The 22,831-nt window shown below is 47.3% G+C and carries 18 protein-coding genes and 2 pseudogenes; 13 read left to right on the top strand and 7 right to left on the bottom strand.

What is annotated here, in order from left to right:
- Positions 1–26: 26 nt before the first annotated feature.
- The gene (locus AC2A06_RS07895; protein WP_484379926.1) at positions 27–356 is read right to left on the bottom strand and encodes a site-specific integrase; all 330 of its coding nucleotides are present in this window, start codon (positions 354–356) and stop codon (positions 27–29) included.
- Between the two features lie 20 nt (positions 357–376).
- Between AC2A06_RS07895 and AC2A06_RS07900 the strand changes: the two are divergent.
- From AC2A06_RS07900 to AC2A06_RS07910, 3 genes and pseudogenes are all read left to right on the top strand, one after another.
- Positions 377–598 (top strand): annotated as a pseudogene (locus AC2A06_RS07900) (DUF1367 family protein); the annotation flags it as partial.
- Positions 598–885, top strand: a complete 288-nt coding sequence (locus tag AC2A06_RS07905) for a DUF1364 domain-containing protein (protein WP_484379993.1) — start codon at positions 598–600, stop codon at positions 883–885. The pseudogene AC2A06_RS07900 and the gene AC2A06_RS07905, both read left to right, overlap by 1 nt.
- A pseudogene (locus AC2A06_RS07910) lies at positions 882–1,237 on the top strand (antiterminator Q family protein). Before AC2A06_RS07905 ends, AC2A06_RS07910 begins: the two are co-directional and overlap by 4 nt.
- Positions 1,238–1,462: 225 nt before the next feature.
- Here AC2A06_RS07910 and AC2A06_RS07915 read toward each other — a convergent pair.
- The gene (locus tag AC2A06_RS07915; protein WP_484379927.1) at positions 1,463–4,411 is read right to left on the bottom strand and encodes a P-loop domain-containing protein; all 2,949 of its coding nucleotides are present in this window, start codon (positions 4,409–4,411) and stop codon (positions 1,463–1,465) included.
- A 995-nt stretch (positions 4,412–5,406) separates the two neighbouring features.
- On the opposite strand from AC2A06_RS07915, the gene AC2A06_RS07920 reads away from it, so the two are divergent.
- The 3 genes from AC2A06_RS07920 (at position 5,407) to yddG (ending at position 9,180) form a co-directional block, all read left to right on the top strand.
- Positions 5,407–5,733, top strand: coding sequence for a putative holin (locus AC2A06_RS07920; protein ID WP_484379928.1), 327 nt, complete (start codon positions 5,407–5,409; stop codon positions 5,731–5,733).
- Positions 5,734–5,918: 185 nt separating this feature from the next.
- Positions 5,919–7,886: a gamma-glutamyltransferase family protein gene (locus AC2A06_RS07925; protein WP_484379929.1), complete on the top strand. Its 1,968-nt coding sequence runs from the start codon at positions 5,919–5,921 to the stop codon at positions 7,884–7,886.
- Positions 7,887–8,283: 397 nt separating this feature from the next.
- Positions 8,284–9,180, top strand: coding sequence for an aromatic amino acid DMT transporter YddG (gene yddG, locus AC2A06_RS07930; protein WP_484379930.1), 897 nt, complete (start codon positions 8,284–8,286; stop codon positions 9,178–9,180).
- 90 nt (positions 9,181–9,270) lie between these two features.
- On the opposite strand, the gene hutG is transcribed toward yddG, so the two are convergent.
- From hutG to hutC, 3 genes are all read right to left on the bottom strand, one after another.
- Positions 9,271–10,080 (bottom strand): N-formylglutamate deformylase, encoded by an 810-nt coding sequence (hutG, locus tag AC2A06_RS07935; protein ID WP_484379931.1) that lies wholly within the window; start codon positions 10,078–10,080, stop codon positions 9,271–9,273.
- A complete protein-coding gene (gene hutI / locus AC2A06_RS07940) occupies positions 10,077–11,297 on the bottom strand; it encodes an imidazolonepropionase (RefSeq protein WP_484379932.1) in 1,221 nt (406 codons plus the stop codon). Before hutI ends, hutG begins: the two co-directional genes overlap by 4 nt.
- Positions 11,298–11,446: 149 nt before the next feature.
- On the bottom strand, positions 11,447–12,202 hold the full coding sequence (gene hutC, locus AC2A06_RS07945; protein WP_023489675.1) for a histidine utilization transcriptional repressor HutC: 756 nt from the start codon (positions 12,200–12,202) through the stop codon (positions 11,447–11,449).
- A gap of 176 nt (positions 12,203–12,378) precedes the next feature.
- Between hutC and AC2A06_RS07950 the strand changes: the two genes are divergently transcribed.
- The 3 genes from AC2A06_RS07950 (at position 12,379) to AC2A06_RS07960 (ending at position 14,842) form a co-directional block, all read left to right on the top strand.
- Entirely contained in the window at positions 12,379–13,746 is a 1,368-nt protein-coding gene (locus AC2A06_RS07950; protein WP_484379933.1) for a formimidoylglutamate deiminase, read from the top strand.
- Positions 13,746–14,333 (top strand): HutD/Ves family protein, encoded by a 588-nt coding sequence (locus AC2A06_RS07955; RefSeq protein ID WP_484379934.1) that lies wholly within the window; start codon positions 13,746–13,748, stop codon positions 14,331–14,333. Before AC2A06_RS07950 ends, AC2A06_RS07955 begins: the two co-directional genes overlap by 1 nt.
- A 122-nt stretch (positions 14,334–14,455) precedes the next feature.
- Complete coding sequence (locus tag AC2A06_RS07960; protein ID WP_484379935.1) at positions 14,456–14,842, top strand: ASCH domain-containing protein; 387 nt, start codon at positions 14,456–14,458, stop codon at positions 14,840–14,842.
- A gap of 50 nt (positions 14,843–14,892) precedes the next feature.
- On the opposite strand, the gene rsmF is transcribed toward AC2A06_RS07960, so the two are convergent.
- Entirely contained in the window at positions 14,893–16,329 is a 1,437-nt protein-coding gene (gene rsmF, locus AC2A06_RS07965) for a 16S rRNA (cytosine(1407)-C(5))-methyltransferase RsmF (RefSeq protein WP_484379936.1), read from the bottom strand.
- Positions 16,330–16,470: 141 nt separating this feature from the next.
- On the opposite strand from rsmF, the gene AC2A06_RS07970 reads away from it, so the two are divergent.
- The 4 genes from AC2A06_RS07970 to htpX all read left to right on the top strand — a co-directional run bounded on the left by AC2A06_RS07970 (position 16,471) and on the right by htpX (position 21,210).
- Entirely contained in the window at positions 16,471–16,968 is a 498-nt protein-coding gene (locus AC2A06_RS07970; protein ID WP_484379937.1) for a GAF domain-containing protein, read from the top strand.
- A 109-nt stretch (positions 16,969–17,077) separates the two neighbouring features.
- The gene (proQ, locus tag AC2A06_RS07975; protein WP_473197640.1) at positions 17,078–17,836 is read left to right on the top strand and encodes an RNA chaperone ProQ; all 759 of its coding nucleotides are present in this window, start codon (positions 17,078–17,080) and stop codon (positions 17,834–17,836) included.
- Positions 17,837–17,855: 19 nt separating this feature from the next.
- Complete coding sequence (gene prc / locus AC2A06_RS07980; protein WP_484379938.1) at positions 17,856–19,904, top strand: carboxy terminal-processing peptidase; 2,049 nt, start codon at positions 17,856–17,858, stop codon at positions 19,902–19,904.
- Between the two features lie 427 nt (positions 19,905–20,331).
- Positions 20,332–21,210 (top strand): protease HtpX, encoded by an 879-nt coding sequence (gene htpX, locus AC2A06_RS07985; RefSeq protein ID WP_023489683.1) that lies wholly within the window; start codon positions 20,332–20,334, stop codon positions 21,208–21,210.
- Positions 21,211–21,345: 135 nt separating this feature from the next.
- On the opposite strand, the gene AC2A06_RS07990 is transcribed toward htpX, so the two are convergent.
- Complete coding sequence (locus AC2A06_RS07990; RefSeq protein WP_484379994.1) at positions 21,346–22,734, bottom strand: MFS transporter; 1,389 nt, start codon at positions 22,732–22,734, stop codon at positions 21,346–21,348.
- Positions 22,735–22,831 lie beyond the last annotated feature (97 nt).

A 22,831-nucleotide genomic window follows, 5' to 3' on the forward strand; every position in this document is an offset into this window, starting at 1 on the left:
GCAAAACGGTATGAAAAAAGTACGGTTTAAATTGCGATTACCATCCATTCTTTACCTCGATCATCGTTATAACGGTCAGTTTGGTGCTGGGGTTTATGCCCGAATAAATCATTGTTATTCAATTTTTGCGCTCTATATAGACGCTCGTCCAGTGAGCGAATTTCGTGAAATCCGGGTGGAGTTCCTTTATCCCAAGTTAAGCCAGATAGATCCCTAATTTTTTTGAAACTACTGCTGATTGTGTTGGCTTTCACCATGGCGCCACGACGAGCCATAGCAGTATTGTTAGTGTAATGAACAAGGTGTTGGCTGACGATGTTATCTCGGCATTGCGTAATGACCTGCGCAAGGGTCATGCCAATTGCATTGCAGTGGATGGGTAACCATCCAAGCCGGTTACTACACTGAGCACGTCTATCCTGACGGCAGTAAAAACCGCCGAGCCAAATCAATCAGCTTTGCCCGTATGGATGAAGACGTGTTCCAGCAGCTGTACAAAGCCGCGCTAAACGTCCTTTGGAACTGGATATTGTTCCGCAAATTCCAGTCCATTGAAGAGGCTGAGAACATCGCTGCACAACTGCTGGAGTATGCATGATGGCAAATTTACGCAAAGAGGCCCAAGGGCGTGATTGCCAGATCCGTTTGCCAGGTGTGTGCAACTTCAATCCTGAAACCACCGTTCTTGCGCATTATCGAATGGCTGGCACCTGTGGTACCGGCATCAAACCCGATGATTCGCAAGCCGCGTGGTCATGTAACTGCTACCATGATGTGATTGATGGTCGCGTTAAATCTGAATATACACGTGAAGAATTGCGTTTGGCTCATGCTGAGGGGGTTCTGCGGACACAGGTGATTTTGAGGGGGGAGGGTAAGCTATGAGAGACATGTACGATGTTTTGTCCCGTTGGGGCGTTTGGGCCTGTGAGGATAGTAATCTTGATTACTCACCCATAGCAGCCGGGTTTAAAGGACTAATACCGCCGAAATCCAGCGGCAAAGAATCATGTTCTGATGATGATGGCCTGATGATTGATGGATGTATTGCAAGGCTGAAGAAGTACAAGCCGGAAGAGTATGACCTAGTTGTGTTGCACCATTTCTATGGTCTATCGTTACGCTACATAGCAGAAAGCGCAAGTGCTCTGATGGAACAGTCAGGAAGGAAATGCAGACAGCAGAAGGGTTTATTGGTGGGTGTTTGGCGATGTTTGATACAGGGCTGGATATTTAATAAGTGTATTAGCTCAAACCTGACCTGGCACTGTTACAGTATATAGCTATACTTAATCTGTCAGGCTGCTATTTGCCAGGATCTGACGTTACTAGCTATTTACTGCGCAATTATTGGTGAGCAGTAATTTTTATTTAACTCTAAAATTCAATTTTTTGAATGAGGAAAATAATTATTAAATCAGATTTCTATTGTTAACCCGAGCGTAACTCGGGTTTCTTGTGATTAAAAATCCAGTTGAATATCTTCAACTAAAGTTGATAATTCTTCTGAGGGAATACCTTGCTCAATGAAGTCAATCACTGTCTTATATTTTGGTGCTATGTTATATTGTTGCATTGTTGGTTTTTTAGGGTCTTTAAATTTAACAATGACATTATGATTGATCATATAAGACAAAATACTTATAGTAGCTAATTTCTTGCGAACCTCTTCTTGTTTTCGAGGGTAAAAGTTCCCTCTTTTATAAAATATTTTAAATGCTTTCAAAACATCCGTGCGAATCGACTCAAGAGAGTTTTGAGCTTCATGTTTTGTTTCTGAAATTAGATGTTTAATTAAACTTAAGTCGCAATCGTTTGAAAACATATTATCATGGAGTTTACATTTTATTCCTTCCCGTGGATCAATATTTTTAAACGACGATCGTTCAAAACGTGTATCTACGTTCATCATACATTCCCAAAAGTATTGATAATTGTTAAAATGACAATTTATTAGTTTTTTATTTCTAAAGTCGAATATGGCTTTGGCACTAGTGTTACCAAAAACATCTATAAGACATAGACCATCAATAACATTTTCTGAATCTGAGAAAAGCTTCTCTATTATTTCTGTTTTCGTTTCTGTATTAAATTGATAGTTAGGGTCAAGATTTATTATATCTAGCGTAAGTATAACTAAGGATGATATGAATAATTCAATACTTGAGAAGTTTTCTTTTTTGATGGCTTCAATATTCTCCAATAGAAAAAATAGTAAGTTGTCAGAAAATGATAATTTCTCTGAGACAGAGCGTGTGAAACTACTATCATACTTCAAATAGCCAGAGATGGTATCGATCTTCTTTTCATCAAGTGAAGTGATGTCTAATTTTTTAAAATAATTGACTATAAGTAAGGATTTAAAGTAAATATCAAAAACATCGTATCTAAAATTGAATTTATTCCCATGAAAATCTATTAAAGGGTGACCTTTGAAGTTTTCAATGATGAGGTCACTATTATTGACATTGATTTCTGATAAAACACTTTTAACATCATACACAGAAATTCCATTGGCTTTTTCAGATGCCATCCTCATAAAAAATAATATCTGTTTATCTACTGGAAATGTACCTAATTTGACAATCTCGCGCTCACATATAAGGGAGATTAAAATGTCAACGTTATGATTATTTGAAAGAAATTCACTCCTTTGTTCTATTTTACTTAATCCAGAGAATGTAGAGGATTTTACAATGCGAGCAATAATGTCCACTAAAAATGGGATGTAGTTTTTTGTATTTTCATTATTTTCATTATTTTGTATTGCAAATTTTTCGGCGATTTCTAGAGCTTTGGGTATTTTCCTTTGGTCACCATTTAACTTTTTAGTATAGAAATCCAAAACTAAATGTGAATTAAATGGGCTTATTTTAATCTCGGGAATGTTTAAGCTTCGTCGTACACCATTCCAGAAGTAGTCTCGGCAAGTAATTAAAATCTTGGTTTTGTTAAGCTCTGATGAGTACTCATCAAAAATAGATGTGATAAATTTTTCCACATCAAATTTATCACCCAATTTTGCAATTACTTCATCAATCCCGTCTAATGCAATTATTAAACTTCCATTATCGATAGAAAGCTTGAGCAATTCTCTATTAAACCTTGATGACTCTCCGTCATCAGAGTCCATCAATGCATTATAAAAATCATAAACGTCACATATTTTATTTTTAGAGCTAAATTTCCTTGATAATTCATTTATGATTTCTTTGGAATCAATAAATAAAACTCCGCTTTTATGGGTTTCATAAACAAAGTCAAGAAATTGTTTTGCGATAGTAGTCTTACCGATACCACCATGCCCACTAATAACAAAGAGAGGTTCATTTTCAGAGGTAAACCATTGTTTAACCCGTTCTAATGCAGAAACATTTTCCCCTTGTTCATTTTTGTAAAAACTGTCCACAAAATCAGACTGATCAAATTTCTCATATGGAAGGATGCAGTCCTTATATAAAAACTCATATCCAAATTCATCAATAAAATAAACATGCTGCGTTTTAAACACGCGTTTTATATTATCTTTTCTTTTGTCAATGTCTTTTATTTTCGGCTTTTCAATCAGAACGATTGCTTTATCATGATTAACCAGATGACCATTACTTTTTATGTCTGCTAATGTTTTTCCTTGATTTGCATTTTCGTGTATATATATGAATTCTTTAACACCAGACAACTCGTCAATAAGTCTATAGATTTCATATATAATATTTTCTTTCCATGACTTCGTTTTTACAGGAAAGCCCTCTGCTAAAGAGTAACTGGCATTCTTATCCATGTAAGATTGAATGGTTTTTTCAATGCTTTTATCTTTTAACTTTGGTTTTTCATTTTCTGCGTAAAAAGTATTATAATCAGCGCTCGATATAAATGTGGTAAGCTCACTTTTAATAATATCAATTTCTGAAGGTGATGCGGTTCGTACTTCATCTGATTTCTGGCCTTTGCGAATAAGCACGGAACCAGAATCTAATGTTCTAGTTTTTGTTTGCAATTCTCTTTTTAATTCTATTAGGTAAGCAGGTGGTGCAATTTCAAATATTATTAATTTATTGCCATTATCCTCGAGTTGTTCTATTGAAAAATGAAAATGATTCGGGGTTATTAAAGTTTCTAGACGCTGTAATAGATTTTTCTTAAATTCTATCAGATTTGAAAGTTGCTTTATATTGGCTGTATCAATATTGTATGATTTACCTTCGACCTCAGAATAGCCAAATATTAAGTGTCGATACTTTCCAGTATACCCCAAGTAACCGTTAAATAAAGAAACCAGATCTTTTAAAAGCTCACCCCATCTGACAGTCATTTCATCTTTTTCTGTCGTGTCGTTCCAGTACCATTCTTTCTTAAATTCTAAAATTGCGGACTCGCTTTGACCTAGCAACAACTGGAGATCTGTAATCATGACTATTCCTTCAGTATCAAATTAAAGATGTGTATGGAATTTAGCTAATCACTTGAAATCGAATACTCATGCTGTCAAGAGTATAGTTTGGTCGGCTCTCCACCTTGAGCTACCTAGTTGTCTTATCAGCGACAAGGCACTCGCGCCGCTCGCTACCCCTACAACCCCGGTTATCCCTATAGTTCTCAATACATCGATTGCATCTGGAAGCAACTGAATAATCGTGTATGCAATGCCAAGGGAGCCTGCTTCTGCTGGGTTGGGACCAAAATCTTAACTGACTTGTTCCCATCATTTGAAGGTCGTCAGCTTTAGTTATCAGCTTTGTCATTGACAGGATAGAATTACCAAGAACTTCAGCATCGATTGCATGCATTGAGAGTTCATTATCGTCAGCATCATAAAATACTTTGAACGAAGTGGTTTGTTCCATTGCAGTTCCTTGTCAAGAAAATCCGATTAAATACCTTTATAACAAAGAGATAGTAATTTTTTGGGTTTGGTGTTAATTCATGGTATATAAAATACATCCATTTCCCATAAAAATCATTAATGCGTACGCAAAAATTATTGTAATGTGATAAGAGTCGTTACTTAGTCAGCATCTTCTCGAGTTAAAGAGGCCTCACTTCAGTGGGGCTTTTTTGTATCCGCACCGCGCCGGTGCTTAAACCAAACCAAGAGCCTGTTCAGAAATGAGCCTTTGAGGATGCCAGTAGTGGTAGGCGTACCTTCTTGGGCTGGTTTCCTGGGCGACAAGGGTTCATTTCTGAAAGGAAATACGCATGAAACAAGTAACAGTGATCCCTAAATTCGATTTTAATCAGATGGTAATGACTGTTAATGGACCGGTTATTACAAACAGTCTGAAAGTTCGAATAGAAGCCCGCCGATGAGCGGTTTTTTTTATGTTCTAAATCGGCCTTGGTACACCCAAGGTATTTTTTATCTACCGCCCGGCGTTCGCTGAGCGAAGCGAACAACAGGAGGTAAACATGTCAGAGCCGATTAGTACCGGCGCGGCAACTACAGTAGTCACCAGTGTCACTTTTATCGGGTTGTTATCAGGCATGGATGCGGGAGCGGTTATTGGCGCATTTGCCGGTTCTGTTCTGTTTGTTGTCTCTGCGACGGATTACTCGCTGCCAATAAAGGCGCTGCTATCTGTGGTTTCAATGATAGTGGGCGTGCTCGGTTCGGACTTTGTTGCCTCGATTATTACCTCGGTCACGCCAGAGAATGTAACTGCGGCGCTAATTATTTTTACTCGTCATCAACTCTATTGCCCGTGGCTTATTGGCATTGCACTTGATGTTCTATAGCCGCGAAGGGTCAACATATAGGCCTTGATATCGATTGCCGCATACATGATTACCGTGGCGGATGGCTCGGTATCGAGGAGAAAAAATAACCTAAATTTGCGTTCTAACCGGGGAAGCCTGTATTGGCGCATTTAGCAAATACTGCTATCGTCAAAACGAATCGTTTGATGACAACAGGATGGTCAATGATGAAAATAAAGGCATATTTACCAAAAAAATGTTGGGTATTAGCGCGCCGATTTCTGGTGTCTGCTGTTGTAATGGTGTCGCTGCAGGGGGCTTTTGCGCAGACCCAAGCGGCGAGCAATGTTCAGGGGCAGGTGCCTAAACAGGATCAACAACCGGCGAATATGGGGCTGCGGCCAGCGGTCATGGGCCCTACCGCCGCAGTTTCAACTGGGGATCCACTGGTCACAGCAGTAGCGACACGTATCCTCCTGCAAGGGGGTAATGCTTTTGATGCGGGTGTCGCTGCATTGATCGCTGGTGGTGTGCTTGAGCAGGATCTCTACAGCCTAGGGGGCGAGGCTCTGGTGCTGGTGTACCCTGTTGCAGACGCAAAAGTGACTTCCATCGTCGGGCAGGGGTGGGCACCGAAAGCGGTGGACGTTGATTGGTATCTTTCTCGAGATAAAACGCTGCAAGGAGAAGGGCTTGACCCCGCCGTGGTTCCCGGTGCGTTGCATGCGGCGCTGACGGTATTGGAACGTTGGGGAACCATGAGTTTTGAGCAGGTATCGGCGCCCGCTATCGATTATGCGGAAAAAGGTTTCCCAATGCGCATAAGTACCGCACGTGCCATTGCCGCGCAGTCCAAACTGTTTGAACGTTGGCCAGGCAATAAAACTTATTGGTACAAAGCGGATGGCACCCCGTATAAAGTAGGTGAGACTATCACTCTGCCCGCAACGGCAAAGACCTTGCGGCGTATGGTGGAAGCAGAACGCACTGCCAAAGCGCAGGGGCGTGAAGCAGGTATTGTGGCAGCACGCGATCGCTTCTATAAAGGTGATATTGCCAAAGAGATGGTCGCTTTTCTGCGCCAGAACGATGCGCCATTTGATGAGAGTGATTTTGCCGAATTTTATGCCCGTATCGAAGAGCCCACCAGCACCACTTATCGCGGTTACACCATCTATAAGCAGGGTTTTGGCAGCCAAGGTCCGGTGCTTTTGCAAACCCTCAATATCCTTGAACAGTTTGATTTAAAAGCGATGGGGTATGGTAGTGCTGACTATCTGCACACGATCGTTGAAGCGTTGAAATTGGCCTATGCTGATCGCGATACCTATTACGCGGATCCTGCCTTTGTGAACGTTCCTGCAGAAGGATTATTATCCAAAGCCTATGCCAAGGAGCGGGCTGCACTGATTAATCCCAAACATGCTTCGACTCAATATGTCGCAGGTAATCCGCTTAAATTTGATAGCCGTGTCAAAGAGTGGCCGTATGCGGTTATCAATGTCCAGGATGTGAACCGCAAGGGGCAATCTGCGGCACTGCTGTCTGAACCGATCATGTTGGCTTCCTTGGGCCGTGATTCGGCAGGGATTTCAAAAGACACCACCCACATGGCGATCGTCGATAAAGACGGCAACCTGTTTGATGCTACACCCAGTGGTGCTTGGATACCTGGTGCGGTGATCCTTGGCGATACCGGGATTGCCATGAGCGTGCGCGGCGAACAGTTTTGGTTGGACAAGCAACACGCTAATCAGGTTCGTCCACATGCTCGGCCACGCTACACATTGACGCCCAGCCTTATCTTCAAAGATGGGAAACCCTTTATGGCGCTAGGTTCGCCGGGCGGCGATAACCAGGAGCAGACTATTCTCCAGGCGATGCTGAGTACCATAGATCGCTGGGAGGATTGGTACCCGAATCTGAACAAAGCCTTTGAGATGCCACGAGTGCAAACATCGCACCTGTACGGGTCATTCTGGCCACATGCTGCTGGGTTCAACAAGCTGGCAGTTGAGGCGACCGTGCCTGATGAGGTGTATAATGAGCTAAAAGCGCGCGGACATGATGTTAGCCGCTTGCGCACGTTTGGGATGTCAGGATGTGCAACCTCGGTGCTGATCGATCCCAATTCGGGTAACCGTTTTGCCGGGGCAGATCCACGCCGTGACTGTTATTCAATTGCTTACTAACCTGTGATACGGGTAGACGGGTGGGGTGGTCACACAGTTTTAGCCGATTCCATCAGTATTATACCCGTCACACTTCACAGGTCATTTTGAACCCGGGCAGTGCTCGAAATTCTCGCGCACTCGCTGTACGCCGCAGCTTTTGTGTGTTGTCTGGGTCCAAACTAGCTCTGCCAATAGTGCCTATTGGCAGAGGTTCTTAGCCGTTAATCCTTGCCGTTGTACGGCAAAAGTACCCTGCATCGTGCTGTCGGGGTTGAATGAGCAGCAGAGAAAAGCCTATCGCTTGGCTGATAACAAATTATCGCGATCATCCCCCCTGATGTTCACCCACCTTTATTTTTACCCCGTTGCGCAGTAGAGTAAAAATCCGATAAAAAATAAATAATTGGATATGGCTGTGACGTTATCGTTGTCCGCTTCTCATAAATCGACGCTGCTTGGTTTGCTGGCCATTGTGCTATGGAGCAGCGTGGTGGGGTTGATCCGCAGTGTCAGTGAGGGTTTGGGGCCTGTGGGGGGGGCGGCAATGATTTACAGTATTGGCACGCTATTCCTGCTGCTGTTGATGGGAATACCCAAGTTGAGTGAGTTCCCCCGTGTCTATCTGGTGGTTGGCAGTGTGTTGTTTGTGCTCTATGAAATCTGCCTATCACTCTCTTTGGGGTATGCCAGTAACCGAATGCAGGCGATTGAGTTAGGTATGATCAATTATCTGTGGCCCTGTTTTACGGTGTTAATGGCGATTGCGTTTAATGGTCAACGGGCCAAATGGTGGGTGCTGCCTGGTTTGCTGCTTTCATTAGTGGGCATTGGTTGGATCATGAGTGGTTCCGGTGGTTGGTCATTGGCGCAAATGTTGGATAACGTGCGTAGCAATCCATTAAGTTATGGTTTGTCGTTTAGCGGGGCGGTGATTTGGGCGGTCTATTGTAACGTCACCAAGAGGATTGCTCAGGGCAAAAATGGCGTGGTGTTATTTATTTCTTTGACCTCACTGGCACTCTGGGTGCTCTATCTTTTTACCGATGAAACAGCCATGCATTTTAGTTTACCGGTGACAGTGGCGTTATTGTGCGTGGGGATCGCCATGGGGGCCGGATATGCCGCATGGAATGTGGGGATCATGCATGGCAATATGACGCTGCTGGCGACCGCCTCTTATTTCACGCCGGTGCTGTCGGCGGTGTTTGCCGCTATCGTATTGAGCACATCCCTGACCCTGCATTTTTGGCAAGGTGTCATTATGGTCACGCTGGGGTCATTGATTTGCTGGCGAGCGACACGCGCGGATTAACACCTGCTGGAATAGGCCCATTTCTGGGCCTGATTACGTTTTTGTATGGCAGCCTAGGCTATTGAAATTTTACTCTTTAGCTGGGGCAGCTCAGCGACCTGCCTGTTGCTCACCCCATGCCAGCATCGTGTTGAGCAGTTGCCGTAACAGTTGCTGCAAAGGGGCGGCGCGAGTGGCATCAAAAGCAAATGGGTATTGCTCAGACATATAATTCACTTGTGCCAACTCCAACTGCACCGCATGGTGATGCTTATCTGGCTGACCATAAGCCCGTGTGATATACCCCCCTTTAAAGCGCCCGTTGAGTATATGGGTAAATTGTTGTTGCTGTTGGCAACAGTTGACCAATTGGTCACTGAGCGCCTGCGCACAACTTTCACCACTATTGGTGCCGAAATTAAGGTCAGGCAGTTTGCCGCTGAATAAACGGGGTATCACTGAAGCAATTGAGTGGGCATCAAACAACAGGGCATAGCCAAATTTAGCGGTTAAGCGTGCCAGTTCATGTTGTAACTGTAGATGATAGGGGTGCCAGAGTGCTTGCAAATAGCTCGCCCGCTCTTGGTCGTCAGGGGCGGCACCAGGGCGAAAACTTGGGCGGCCATCAAACAGCACATCAGGGAACAACCCGGTGGTGGCGGTGGTATAGAGCGGCTTATCATCTGCTGGGCGGTTAAGGTCGATCACCAAGCGGGAATAGTTGGCAATCAGAATGCTGGCGCCCATGGACCTGGTGAAATCGTATAACTGCGGTATATGCCAGTCAGTATCGGATAACGGCCGGGCATCATCACTTAGCCCTTGCTCTACCGCAGGGGTCAAGCGGGTTCCTGCGTGGGGGATGCTGATCAGCAGCGGCAGATCACCTGCCTGGAACTCAAAAGGGTCACGAAGGGTCATTGGCGGACTTCTCCTCGGAAGATGATAGTGCAAGGCAGTTGCCCGCCTAACCAGTAAGCTAGCTCAGCAGGGCGTGATAGGGGCCAATGAACAAAATCAGCCTTTTTACCGGTTTCCAGTGAGCCATGGCTCTCTCGCAGACCCAATGCCTGGGCAGCATGTAACGTAACGCCCGCCAGCGCCTCTTCTGGGGTGAGATGGAACAAAGTACAGGCCATATTGATCATTAAACGTAATGACAGGGCCGGTGATGTTCCTGGGTTTGCATCACTGGCAATAGCCATCGGTACACCGTGTTTACGGAATAACTCAACCGGTGGGCATTGAGTTTCACGCAATAGGTAATAGGCACCGGGTAACAGCACCGCCACGGTGCCGGCACGGCTCATGGCGATGGCATCCGCTTCCGTGGCATATTCAAGATGGTCGGCAGAAAGCGCCTGATAGCGCGCAGCCAAGCTACTGCCCGCTAGGGGGGAAAGCTGTTCGGCATGCAGTTTAACCGGTAGACCGGCCGCTTTTGCCGCGACAAAAACTCGCTCAACCTGCTCAGGGGAAAATGCCAGATGCTCACAAAAGGCATCTACCGCATCAGCCAACCCTGCCTCTGCCGATTGCGGGATAATGGTATCGCAAACCAGTTGGATGTAGTCATCGCTACGGCCACGGTATTCTGGCGGCAGGGCATGGGCGGCCAGACAAGTGGTTTTCACCTCAATAGCCAGCAACTCAGCTAACTGACGGGCGACGCGCAGCATTTTCAGTTCACTTTGTGGCGTTAACCCGTAGCCTGATTTGATTTCTACACAGGTTACGCCTTCTGCCAGTAACGGTTGCAGGCGGAATAGGGCCTGCTCCAGCAGTTGCGCTTCTGATGTATCGCGAGTGGCGTTGACTGTGGAAATGATACCACCGCCCTGAGCGGCTATCTCTGCATAGCTGACACCGTTCAACCGCTGTTCAAACTCACCGCTACGATCACCACCAAAGACCAAATGGGTATGGCAGTCAATCAACCCGGGGGTAATGATGCCGCCATCAAATGTCACGATATTTGATGCGGAGATCGCTGGCATTGAGGCTTGTTCACCTATCCAGACAATTTCGCCATTACGCACGGCGATAGCACCTTGGTGAATCGTGTGATATTTGCCATCACGCATGGTGACAATATCGGCACCTTGCCACAGGCTGTCGCAGTGGATCACTGACGTCATGGTATTTTTGCTCCTGCATACTTGTATAGACAATTAAAAAGTAACCTAGCGCATTCGGCTACTGGCGACAAGTGAAGGTGTGCGAATTTGTTACCAAGATGTGATTAAAGAGGAAAAAGCCGGGTGCAAGCAGCCACCCGTTGTAGCAATCAACTCTGGGTGCTAAAGCGCCCAAATAACTGGTAACGGCTGCCAGGATAGAGTAAACGCGCGGCGGTGACTGCCATTTTGCCTGACCAGGTGCGGCGGCGGATCAATAAGCCGGGTTCATTTTCCGCCAATTGCAGTAACTCCCGTTCGAGTTGCGTGGGGATCACCGCTTCAACAATATGCTCAACGGCGGTCAGGGGGGCAGATTGTGTTAGATAAGTATAGGGCGTGACCTGATCGAAATTTTGCTTGATATAGTCAGGGGCGGCCAGGGGATTGATACAGCGGTCTTCCAATTGCACCGGCACATTATCTTCATAATGCACAATTTGCGAATAGAACAATTGCTGTCCAGGCTGAAGGCCTAAGGCGGTGGCTTCTTCCTCACTGGCGGCGCGCGTGATTAACTGCATGATTTTGCTACTGTGCTGGTGGCCTCGGGCAACAATTTCATCGGCAATATTATGTACTTCCAACAAGGCGCTATGTGCTTTGGCCTCGGCAACAAAGGTACCGACACCTTGCATGCGGATCAGAAAACCTTCGCCGGTAAGCTCCCGCAATGCACGGTTGATGGTCATGCGACTTACGCCCAATTCGCATACCAGTTCGCTTTCGGAGGGAATACGTTGATGTGGCTGCCAGTGACCTGTACGGATCTGACTGACTATTGCCTGCTTGACGCGTTGATAAATAGGTGCAGGAGCATCGTTCATTGCTGCAGACAGCTGTAACAGGGTTTGTTGATCGGCCACGACGTTAACCTCGTCAAATAAAAAAATAATAACATCAGATTACAGTTGATGTTGCAGAATATATATGTATATACAAGTAAGTCTGTTTCACCAATTCAATGACATTGTTTCACATTTTTTTTACCTGCGCGCCTGTCGCGTGTACTGATTCGTAACCTCGACTTTGGAATACTGCTATGCCTGCTTATTTTGCTTCCCGTGCACTGCTTCCCTCTGGTTGGGCGCACAATGTACGGCTTGATGTTAACGCACAAGGTCAATTGACCCAAGTGATACCCAATGCTGATTCTGCTGGCGCTCATCATCTGCACGGTGCTGTGGTACCGGGTATGCCAAACTTGCATTCTCATGCTTTCCAGCGTGCGATGGCTGGGTTGGCGGAGGTTGCCGGTAAATCGCAAGACAGCTTCTGGACCTGGCGTGACCTGATGTATCGCCTGGTACAACGTGTCACCCCTGAGCAAATGGGGGTGATAGCGCGTCAACTGTATATTGAAATGCTCAAAGGTGGCTACACACAAGTGGCAGAGTTCCATTATCTTCATCACTCACCAGAAGGGAAACCTTATGCTGATGGGGGAGAAATGACCGGGCGCCTTAGCCTGGCGGCACAACAGGCTGGGATAGGGATGACGCTATTACCGGTACTTTACAGTTATGCCGGGTTTGGTGCCCAGCCTGCGCAAGCCGGGCAAAAACGCTTTATTCAGAATGTAGACAGTTATCTTCAACAGCAGCAAGTGGTTGCCCGGCAATTGGTCGACCAGCCGTTACAAAACCATGGGCTATGTTTCCATTCACTGCGAGCGGTGGAACTGCAACAGATGCAGCAGATCCTGGCTGCCAGTGCTCCATCGTTACCCGTACATATTCATATTGCCGAACAGCAAAAAGAAGTTAATGACTGCCTGGCCTGGAGTGGGCAACGTCCCGTGGCTTGGTTATTTGAACATTTGCCAGTGGATCAACGCTGGTGTCTGGTACACGCCACCCATCTGGACCGCGACGAGTTGCAACAGCTAGCGAACAGCAAAGCGGTGGCAGGTTTGTGCCTGACGACAGAGGCCAACCTGGGGGATGGTATCTTCCCTGGTGATAGCTACCTGCATCATCAGGGGCGCTGGGGTATTGGCTCAGACAGCCATGTCTCGCTCAGTGTGGTGGAGGAGTTACGTTGGTTCGAATATGGGCAGCGGTTGCGTGATCAGCGTCGTAACCGTTTGACGACGCCAGAACAGCCTTCCGTGGGTGATGTCCTTTATCAACAGGCCTTACAAGGGGGCGCGCAAGCCTGTGGTAGCAAGATTGGCAAGTTGGCAGCAGGTTACCGGGCAGACTGGCTGGTATTGGATGGGGATGATCCTTATCTGGCGGCAGCACCGGATGCGTCTATTCTGAACCGTTGGCTATTTGCTGGGGGTAGCCAGCAGATCCGTGACGTATATGTTGCTGGGAATCAGGTGATTGAGCAGTGGTGTCATGCATTACAACAGCAAAGTAGTGCTGAGTTTCTGCAAGTACTGAAAACCTTGCAGGAGGCTTAATGAATCTGCATCGCTTTTGTTTTGACCAACTCCCGGTTAGCCCATGGCGCAATGGGGGCGGTGAAACCCGTGAAATCACCAGCCAACCACCGGGTGAAACCTTATTTGATTGGCGAGTCAGTATCGCCACCATTGCACAGGATGGCCCTTTTTCGGCGTTCAACGGCATTGACCGCATCATTACCCTACTTGAGGGGGATGGGGTGCATTTGTACAGCGCAGGGCAGATTGATCACCGGTTACAGCATATCGGTGAGCCGTTTGCCTTTTCCGGGGATTGCCCATTGGAAGCTAAATTATTGGGGGGCAGCAGCCATGATTTTAATATCATGACGCGACGTGGTCAGGATTCGGCACAGGTACAGCCCATGGTAACGACTACGGTGCTGGCACCAGAGCATGCCGGAGTGCTCTATATATTGCGTGGTGAGTGGCAGTTGCCTGATGGTAGCCTGTTAACCCCCCGGCAGGGATGCTGGTGGTTGCCAGGAGAAGGCCCACAACAGTTGACAGTACAAAAGAACGGTAGCTTGGCATTGTGTGCAAAGATAATGGTGTGCAAAGATAATGGCGAGCTGAGATCATAGCGGGCAGAGATAGCGGTGATCAGGTGCCAGTAGGGCACTACCCCCTGTAGCCTGCATGACGACGGCGCAAATACCGGGTATTATTCGACGCACAGTGATAGCACAATAAGTAGGGTACAGTCATGGTGATTCCTGAGAAGTATGAACATGTAGAACGCTGGGCATTTGGTGATACTGAGCAACAGGCCGATGAACTGGCCAGATTGGTGCTTACCGGGGTAAAGACCGCCACCTGTTCCAACCTTGATGGTGAAGGTATCCCACGGCCCGGTGATATTTTTGTGGTGGTGGGGGGGAAGAATGAGCCGGTTTGTGCCATAGAACTGACCTCAGTCAATATCAGCAGTTTTGATCAGGTTGACGAAGCTCATGCTTTAGCCGAAGGGGAAGGGGACCGGACACTGGCTTATTGGCGTAACGAGCATCAACGCTTTTTTGCCGAGTACGATCTGTTCTCGCCAGATATGACGCTAATCTTGATGCACTTTAAAGTTATCGAAAAATTTTGAGTGCTCTCCCGTTGCCACTGATAAATAGAGCGGCAACGGGAACAAGAACCTTACTGATGAAAATCCAGAACGCCATCCCGTACCAGCTCCCGGGGTAAACTGTTTTTAATCCGGTTGCCTATGCGTTTCGCCAATCCCAGCGGTTGATGCTGATAGGTGAGAATACAATCGTTATTTTGTGGTGGCTGTGGCGGGTAGATATCGCGCCCTTGAAACCATTGCTGGGCTAATTCTGCATCAAGCTCAAATGCCTGCGGGTTATTGCTACCGGCTAAAGCAATGACGGCCTCATGCTGCCAACGCATTCCTTTAGAGAAGCGCTCGGCTAATTTTAGGCCGATGCGTGAAAAACGCACTTTGCCGATAAAGCTTTCCACTTCAGTAGGAAATAGCCAGACCTCGTTATCTCTCCCCCATAATCGGCTGGTTTCATCCCACACCAATCCACAAGCTTTGGCGGCTTGTATCACCGGAGCAGCATCTTTAGCCGCCAAGGGGGTGAAAGGGAATTTGCCAACTTTATAGTCGGGTTGGCTTAATGGCGCGATACTGTGGTTTTTACGTAGGCGAGCAACAAAAAAACCCTCACTGTCGTAAATCTGTGGGAAAACATGCAAAAAGCCTTCGGCGGTTAAGGCTTTTTCTGCCCCGGGGAATAAGCCCCCTAAAGGTTCAATACTGACCGCATCCCCATAGGTAGCCAATAGATGGTTGATGACTTGCTGGTTTTCTTGGGCATTCAAGGTGCAAGTGGAATAAACCATTACCCCGCCCGGGGCTAAGGCATGAAAGGCACTTTCTATCAATTCACGCTGAGTTTGGGCGATGCTGGCAACGCTTTCCGTTGACCAGTTGTTCATAGCATCGGGATCTTTGCGCACCACGCCTTCACCTGAGCAGGGGGCATCCAGCAAAATGGCATCAAAGCTTTCTGGCAATGCACGACCAAACACTCGGCCATCAAAATGCGTCAGTGCCACATTTTTGACACCACAACGGCTTACATTGGCATGTAATACTTTAACCCGGCTGGCAGAATATTCGTTGGCGACGATAATGCCCTGGTTCACCATTAATGCGGCGATTTGGGTGGTCTTGGAACCGGGGGCCGCGGCGATATCCAGTACCCGATGTGGCGGAGAACCATCAGCAAATAGGGCACTTACCGGTAACATGGAGCTGGCTTCCTGAATATAGAACAGGCCGGTTAAATGTTCAGCAGCGTTACCCAGACGCAAGGTTTCATCGATACGTTCGATCCAGAAACCTTCATGGCACCAAGGGATGGGTTGTAATTGCCAGCCATAGTCCTTTACCAATGCCTGAAAATCTGCGACGCTGATTTTCAGGGTATTGACCCGCAGGCTACGCCGCAAAGGTTGTTGGCAAATATTGATAAAGTCATCCATTGATAAATGGTCTGGCATAATGGCGCGGGTTGCGTCAAGAAAAGCAGCAGGCAAAAATGGCGTGGCAGGCTTGGCCAAGGGGAACTCTCAGGGCTAAAAAAAACCGAAGGGGCTAGTCTAGCATAGAGTGGGCTGCTGGGAATACAGTACCTATCGGATGGTCAGTGAAGGTGGTACTTCGCTAATTGTACCAATAACAAGAATAGAAATGGTTACTACATGACTCAAGAACATTTTTATACAGAATTAAAACGCGATTTGTGTGCATTATTGGCGGGCGAAACTCATTTCATTGCTGCCTTATCCAATGTCAGCGCATTGCTCAATGAACGTTTGGATAATATCAATTGGGTAGGCTTCTATCTGATGGAGGATAATCAACTGACGTTAGGCCCATTCCAGGGCAAGGTTGCCTGTGTGCGTATTCCGTTGGGTAAGGGCGTTTGTGGTACCGCCGTTACAGAAAAGCAGGTACAGCGTGTTGGGGATGTGCATGCGTTTCCAGGGCATATTGCCTGTGATGCTGCTAGCAATGCAGAGATCGTGCTGCCGTTAGAGATAAACGGTCATATCATTGGCGTTTTGGATATTGACAGTACAGTTTATCATCGCTTCGATCATCAAGACGAAATTGGCCTGAAGGCCGTGGTGGCGGGGCTTTGCGAGCAATTGGGACAGTGTGATTATGCAAAATATACCACCATAACGTTAAGTTGAGCTAAGGTTAACGTGGCATTTAGCGATGACGTCATTATAATATCGCCTGTTCATGCCCGCGGCTTGTTGGCAACCGCTCGTTGGCGACCCGTTGTAATCAGGAAATTTCATGGAAAATCAACCCAAGTTGAACACAGTCAAAGAAGTCATTGCTTTTCTTGCCGAGCGTTTCCCGCTCTGCTTTAGTGCCGAAGGTGAAGCTCGTCCACTGAAAATCGGTATTTTTCAGGATCTGGCAGAGCGTATGCAAGGGGAAGAAAACCTCAGCAAAACGCAATTACGTTCCGCTTTACGCCTGTATACCTCAAGCTGGCGTTACTTATATGGTATTAAAGTTGGCGCGCAGCGTGTTGACCTGGATGGTAACCCTTGCGGTGAACTGGAGCAGCAACATGTCGACCATGCTCGCCAACAGCTTGTTGAAGCCAAGGCGCGTGTTCAGGCACAGCGAGCTGAGAAAAATGCCAAAAAGCGTGAAACTGAGGGTGAAGCGACAGCTACTGAACCTCGTCGTCCACGTCCTGCAGGCAAAAAACCAATGGTTCGCCGTGAAAATGGCACCGCTTCAGAGAATCGTAGACCGCGTCCACAAACTGCTGGTCCACAAAGCTCTGGTTCACCAACCTCTGGTCCACAAAGAACACGCCCACAGAAAGAGCGTGAGCCTCAAGCAGTAAAAGAGGCAACCCAACCGCGTGCTGTGCCAGTTACCGATATTTCCAAGCTGCAAATCGGCCAGGGAATCAAAGTCAGGGCAGGTCAGAGTGCGATGGATGCGACAGTACTTGAGATTGCTAAAGATGGTGTGCGTGTGCAGCTCTCATCTGGCTTAGCAATGATTGTACGCGCAGAACACCTGCAGTTCTGATACGGAGGCCAACCAAGGCATGAACAAATTTTTCAGATTCACCGCCGCAGTGATGTTGTTGTGGGCGGGTGTCAGTTATGGTGCGGATACTGCCAACATTCGCATCGATCAGTTACCGCAGCTCCAGCAGGAAGTGCAGCATACTACCGTCAGTGAGCGTGTCACTTCGCGGTTTTTACGTTCTCATTATCGCCAGTTTGCTTTGGATGCGGACTTTTCAGGCAAGGTCTTTGATCGTTATCTGAATTTGTTGGATTATAGCCACAATGTGTTACTGGCTTCCGACGTGGCACAATTCGCCGATAAGCGCAGTACCTTGGGGAATGAATTAAAATCCGGCAACTTAGTGACCCCCTATGCGCTATTCAATCTAGCGCAGAAACGTCGTTTTGAGCGCTTCCAGTATGCATTATCGCTACTGGATAAGCCGATGAACTTTACGGGTAATGATACGATTGAGCTTGATCGTAGCAAGGCTGCTTGGGCGAAGGATAAAGCTGAACTGGATCGCTTGTGGGATGCCAAGGTTAAATATGATCAGTTGAGCCTCAAGCTGGCGGGTAAAACCGACCAGGAGATCCGCAATACGCTGACCAAACGTTATCAGCTTGCGATTAAGCGCCTGACGCAAACCAACAGTGACGACGTATTCTCACTGATCATGACCGCTTTCGCGCGCGAGATTGATCCCCACACTAATTACCTCTCTCCACGCAATACTGAACAGTTCAATACCGAAATGAGCCTCTCTTTGGAAGGGATCGGTGCTGTATTGCAGATGGATGATGATTATACCGTCATTAACTCCATGGTACCGGGTGGCCCTGCAGCCAAGAGCAAAGCGATTACCGTGGGTGACCGTATTGTTGGTGTTGGGCAGACCGGCAAGCCGATGGTCGATGTTATTGGATGGCGTCTGGATGATGTCGTTTCGCAGATTAAAGGGCCGAAGGGCAGCAAGGTGCGCCTGGAGATCCTGCCCGCCGGTAAGGGGACAAAAACCCGTATTGTTACATTAACCCGTGAGCGTATCCGCCTGGAAGATCGCGCGGTGAAGATGACCATCAAGACCGTTGGCAACCAGAAGGTTGCTGTGATGGATATTCCTGGCTTTTATGTCGGCCTGACTGACGATGTTAAAGTTCAATTGCAGAAAATGGCCAAACTGAATGTAGATAGCCTGATTATTGATCTGCGTTCTAATGGCGGCGGTGCACTGACCGAAGCGGTGTCGCTTTCTGGCTTGTTTATTCCAAGCGGCCCAGTGGTACAGGTACGTGATAATAACGGCAAGATCCGTGAAGATGCGGATGGCGATGATGTTATTTACTATAAAGGCCCGCTAGTGGTGCTGGTTGATCGCTTCAGTGCCTCCGCTTCTGAAATTTTTGCTGCAGCGATGCAGGATTATGGGCGTGCATTGATTGTTGGCGAACCTACCTTCGGCAAAGGTACAGTTCAGCAATATCGCTCGTTGAATCGTATTTACGATCAGATGCTGCGCCCGGAATGGCCAGCGTTGGGTTCGGTACAGTACACCATTCAGAAGTTCTATCGTGTTGATGGGGGCAGTACTCAGCGCAAAGGGGTGACCCCTGATATTCTGATGCCTACCGGCGTTGACCCGGCAGAAACCGGCGAGAGCTTTGAAGATAATGCTATGCCATGGGATAGCATCAATGCGGCCAATTATACTAAAACTGGCAATATGAAACCGCTAGAAGGCGAGTTGCTGAAAGACCATGCTCAGCGTATCGCTAAGGATGCTGATTTCCAATATATTGCCCAGGACATTGCTCGTTACAAGGCATTGAAGGAAAAACGCAATATCATCTCTCTTAATCTGGCCACCCGTGAGAAAGAGAACCATGACGATGATGCCATCCGCCTTCAGCGTATTAATGAGCGCTTGCAGCGTGAAGGTAAGAAGCCGTTGAAATCTTTGGAAGACCTACCGAAGGATTACAAAGATCCCGATCCCTATCTGGATGAAGCGGTGAGGATTGCTCTTGATCTTGCCAATTTGGAAAAACAGAAACCCTCACAACAGATGACTGGCACCAAGTAAGTCAGCGGGTATAAAACAGAAAGCGTCCTTTTAGGGCGCTTTTTTTGTCTAAATAGTCAATGAGTTGAGCGGTATCAGGGTAGCAATAGGGCGTTAGCTATAATAAGTGATGAGTATAAAATTTAACCATTTTAACGGGTGTGGGGACTAAGTTTCTCCAACGATTAATGTCTACGAAAAGATGTGTTGTGAGGTTATCTGGTTTATCACAGAGTTGGGGTGAACCGAATTTCTTAACTTTTACAACTCCCCCGCTATAATAAAAAGTGTTTATCTTTTGTAAGATTGTTGTGTGCACTCTGTATTGTAAAGTTTCGTATTTTTAGTAGGTTAATGATTCGCAACGCTTGAAACTACAACTTATGCCCATACGATTTGGCTATCTGAGATCGTTTTGTGTTAACACTAATGAGGAAGTAAACATTTTATGATGCGTATAGCTCTGTTTCTGCTCACCAACCTGGCGGTGATGTTAGTTTTCGGGTTAGTACTTAGCCTGACAGGGATTCAGTCTAGTAGCGTTCAAGGCTTGATGTTGATGGCGGGTCTGTTTGGTTTTGGTGGTGCGTTTGTTTCACTGCTGATGTCGAAATGGATGGCGCTGCGTTCCGTCGGCGGGGAAGTGATCGAACAACCGCGTAATGAAACCGAGCGTTGGCTACTGGAAACCGTCAAGCGTCAGTCACAGCAAGTAGGTATTGCCATGCCGCAGGTGGCTATTTACCATGCTCCAGACATTAATGCTTTTGCCACCGGGGCGCGTCGTAATGCCTCACTGGTGGCGGTGAGTACTGGCCTGCTGCAAAACATGAGCCGTGATGAAGCAGAAGCCGTTATCGCTCATGAAATCAGTCACGTTGCCAATGGTGATATGGTCACCATGACGTTGGTTCAGGGGGTAGTAAATACCTTTGTGATCTTTATATCGCGCTTGATTGCACAGGCGGCGGCTGGCTTCCTCGGAAACCGTGATGGTGAAGGGGAAGGTAATGGTAACCCGATGATTTATTTTGGGGTATCCATGGTGTTGGAATTGGTCTTTGGCATCTTGGCCAGCATTATCACCATGTGGTTTTCGCGCCATCGTGAGTTCCATGCTGATGCAGGGTCTGCCAAATTGGTGGGCCGTGAGAAGATGATTGCTGCGCTGCAACGATTGAAAACCAGCTATGAACCACAGGAAGCTGGCAGCATGATGGCGTTTTGCATCAATGGCAAATCCAAATCACTCAGCGAACTGTTTATGTCGCACCCACCGCTAGACAAGCGGATTGAAGCATTGCGTGCTGGGCAATATCTGAAGTAAAGATCAGATGATAACCCCATCATCCTGAGCTGCTGCAGTGCATTTCGTGTTCAGGTAAAGGCGTTTAGAAGTTTGTAGTATCTTTGCAACAACAAGCCCCGGTAATAATCCGGGGCTTGTTGTTTGTGAAGTGAGCTATTGGTTTTTATCAGCGGTGACTAAGCGTGGCTGCGTCATACGCAGGCAACTGACTAAGGCAGCCAGACTGGCAAATGATCCCGCCAGCACTAATGAGATATGCGTTCCGTTAGACGGGAACCAGTTAAACATCAATGCCACCAGCGCAGCCCCGGTGGTTTGCCCTAACAGACGAGCGGTGCCTAGCATACCACTGGCTCCACCACTGCGGTGCCGAGGCGCAGATGAGATAATAGTGTGGTTATTCGGGGATTGGAATAACCCAAACCCGGCGCCACAAAGCACCATACGCCAGATAATATCGAGGTCGGTCGGGTCGCTGGGGAGTAATGCCAGCAAAAATAACCCCAGCGCGAAGATAGCGAGGCCAATTCCCCCCAGTAAACCCGCATGAATACGCTCCACCAGTCGACCTGCAATGGGGGCCATCACGATGATGGCTAACGGCCAGGGGGTTAATAGCAACCCGGTGGCGACCTCATCACGGCCTAAGTGAGTTTGCAGAAAGAAGGGGAGTGATACCATGGCCAGCATCTGAGCGGCAAAGGAGCAGACAGAGGTGCCCATCGACAAGGCAAAAATAGGGATGCGTAACAGGTCAACCGGTAATAGTGGTGATTCTTGATGTAACTGACGGCGGACAAAGAAATAACCGATTACCAGCAGGGCGGCAACCTCTGCAGCAATCAATGGCAGGCTTTGCCCTTGAGCAAAACCACTGATACTGATGATCAATAGACCGAAGGTTAACGCATTCATCAGAGCACTGAGTAGGTCAAAACGCTGGTTGTTACTTTTCTGACTATTGGCGGGTAGAAATTTCATTCCCAAGAGTAGTGCGACGATGCCGATAGGTAAGTTAATGGCAAAAAGCCATTGCCAAGAGGCGATTGATAGGATCGCGGCGGCAACGGTAGGGCCTGCTGCTGAAGAGAAAGCAACAATCAATGAGTTGATACCGATACCTCGCCCCAGGATCCGTTGTGGATAGATGATACGGATCAATGCCGTATTGACGCTCATAATGGCTGCAGCGCCAAACCCTTGCAGCACGCGAGCGATAGTCAGGGTTAACAGCGAATCAGCAAGCGCACAGAACAAGGAAGTAATACTGAATAGCAATAACCCCGCCTGATAAACACGGCGATAACCAATCAGGTCACCCAGTGAAGCCAGAGACAGCAATGAAATGGTGATGGCCAATTGATAGGCGTTGACGATCCAGATCGAACTTGCAGGGCTAGCCTGCAGGTCGGTGGCGATAGTGGGCAAAGCCACATTGGCGATGGCACCATCAAGCACAGAAACGGTGATGCCGAGGGCAATAGCCAGGATCGCACCATAGCGTCGTGGAATGGGTAAACCGTCGGAATCGGAGTGCGTCATAGCCAGGCTGTTAATCAACTTAGAAAGTATTAACATGCTAATCATATTCGATGCTGAATGCACCCTTAGATTCTGTGCTAATTGTAAAAAAGGTGAG

It is taken from the genome of Serratia sp. HNCC26DJ244, assembly GCF_057180565.1.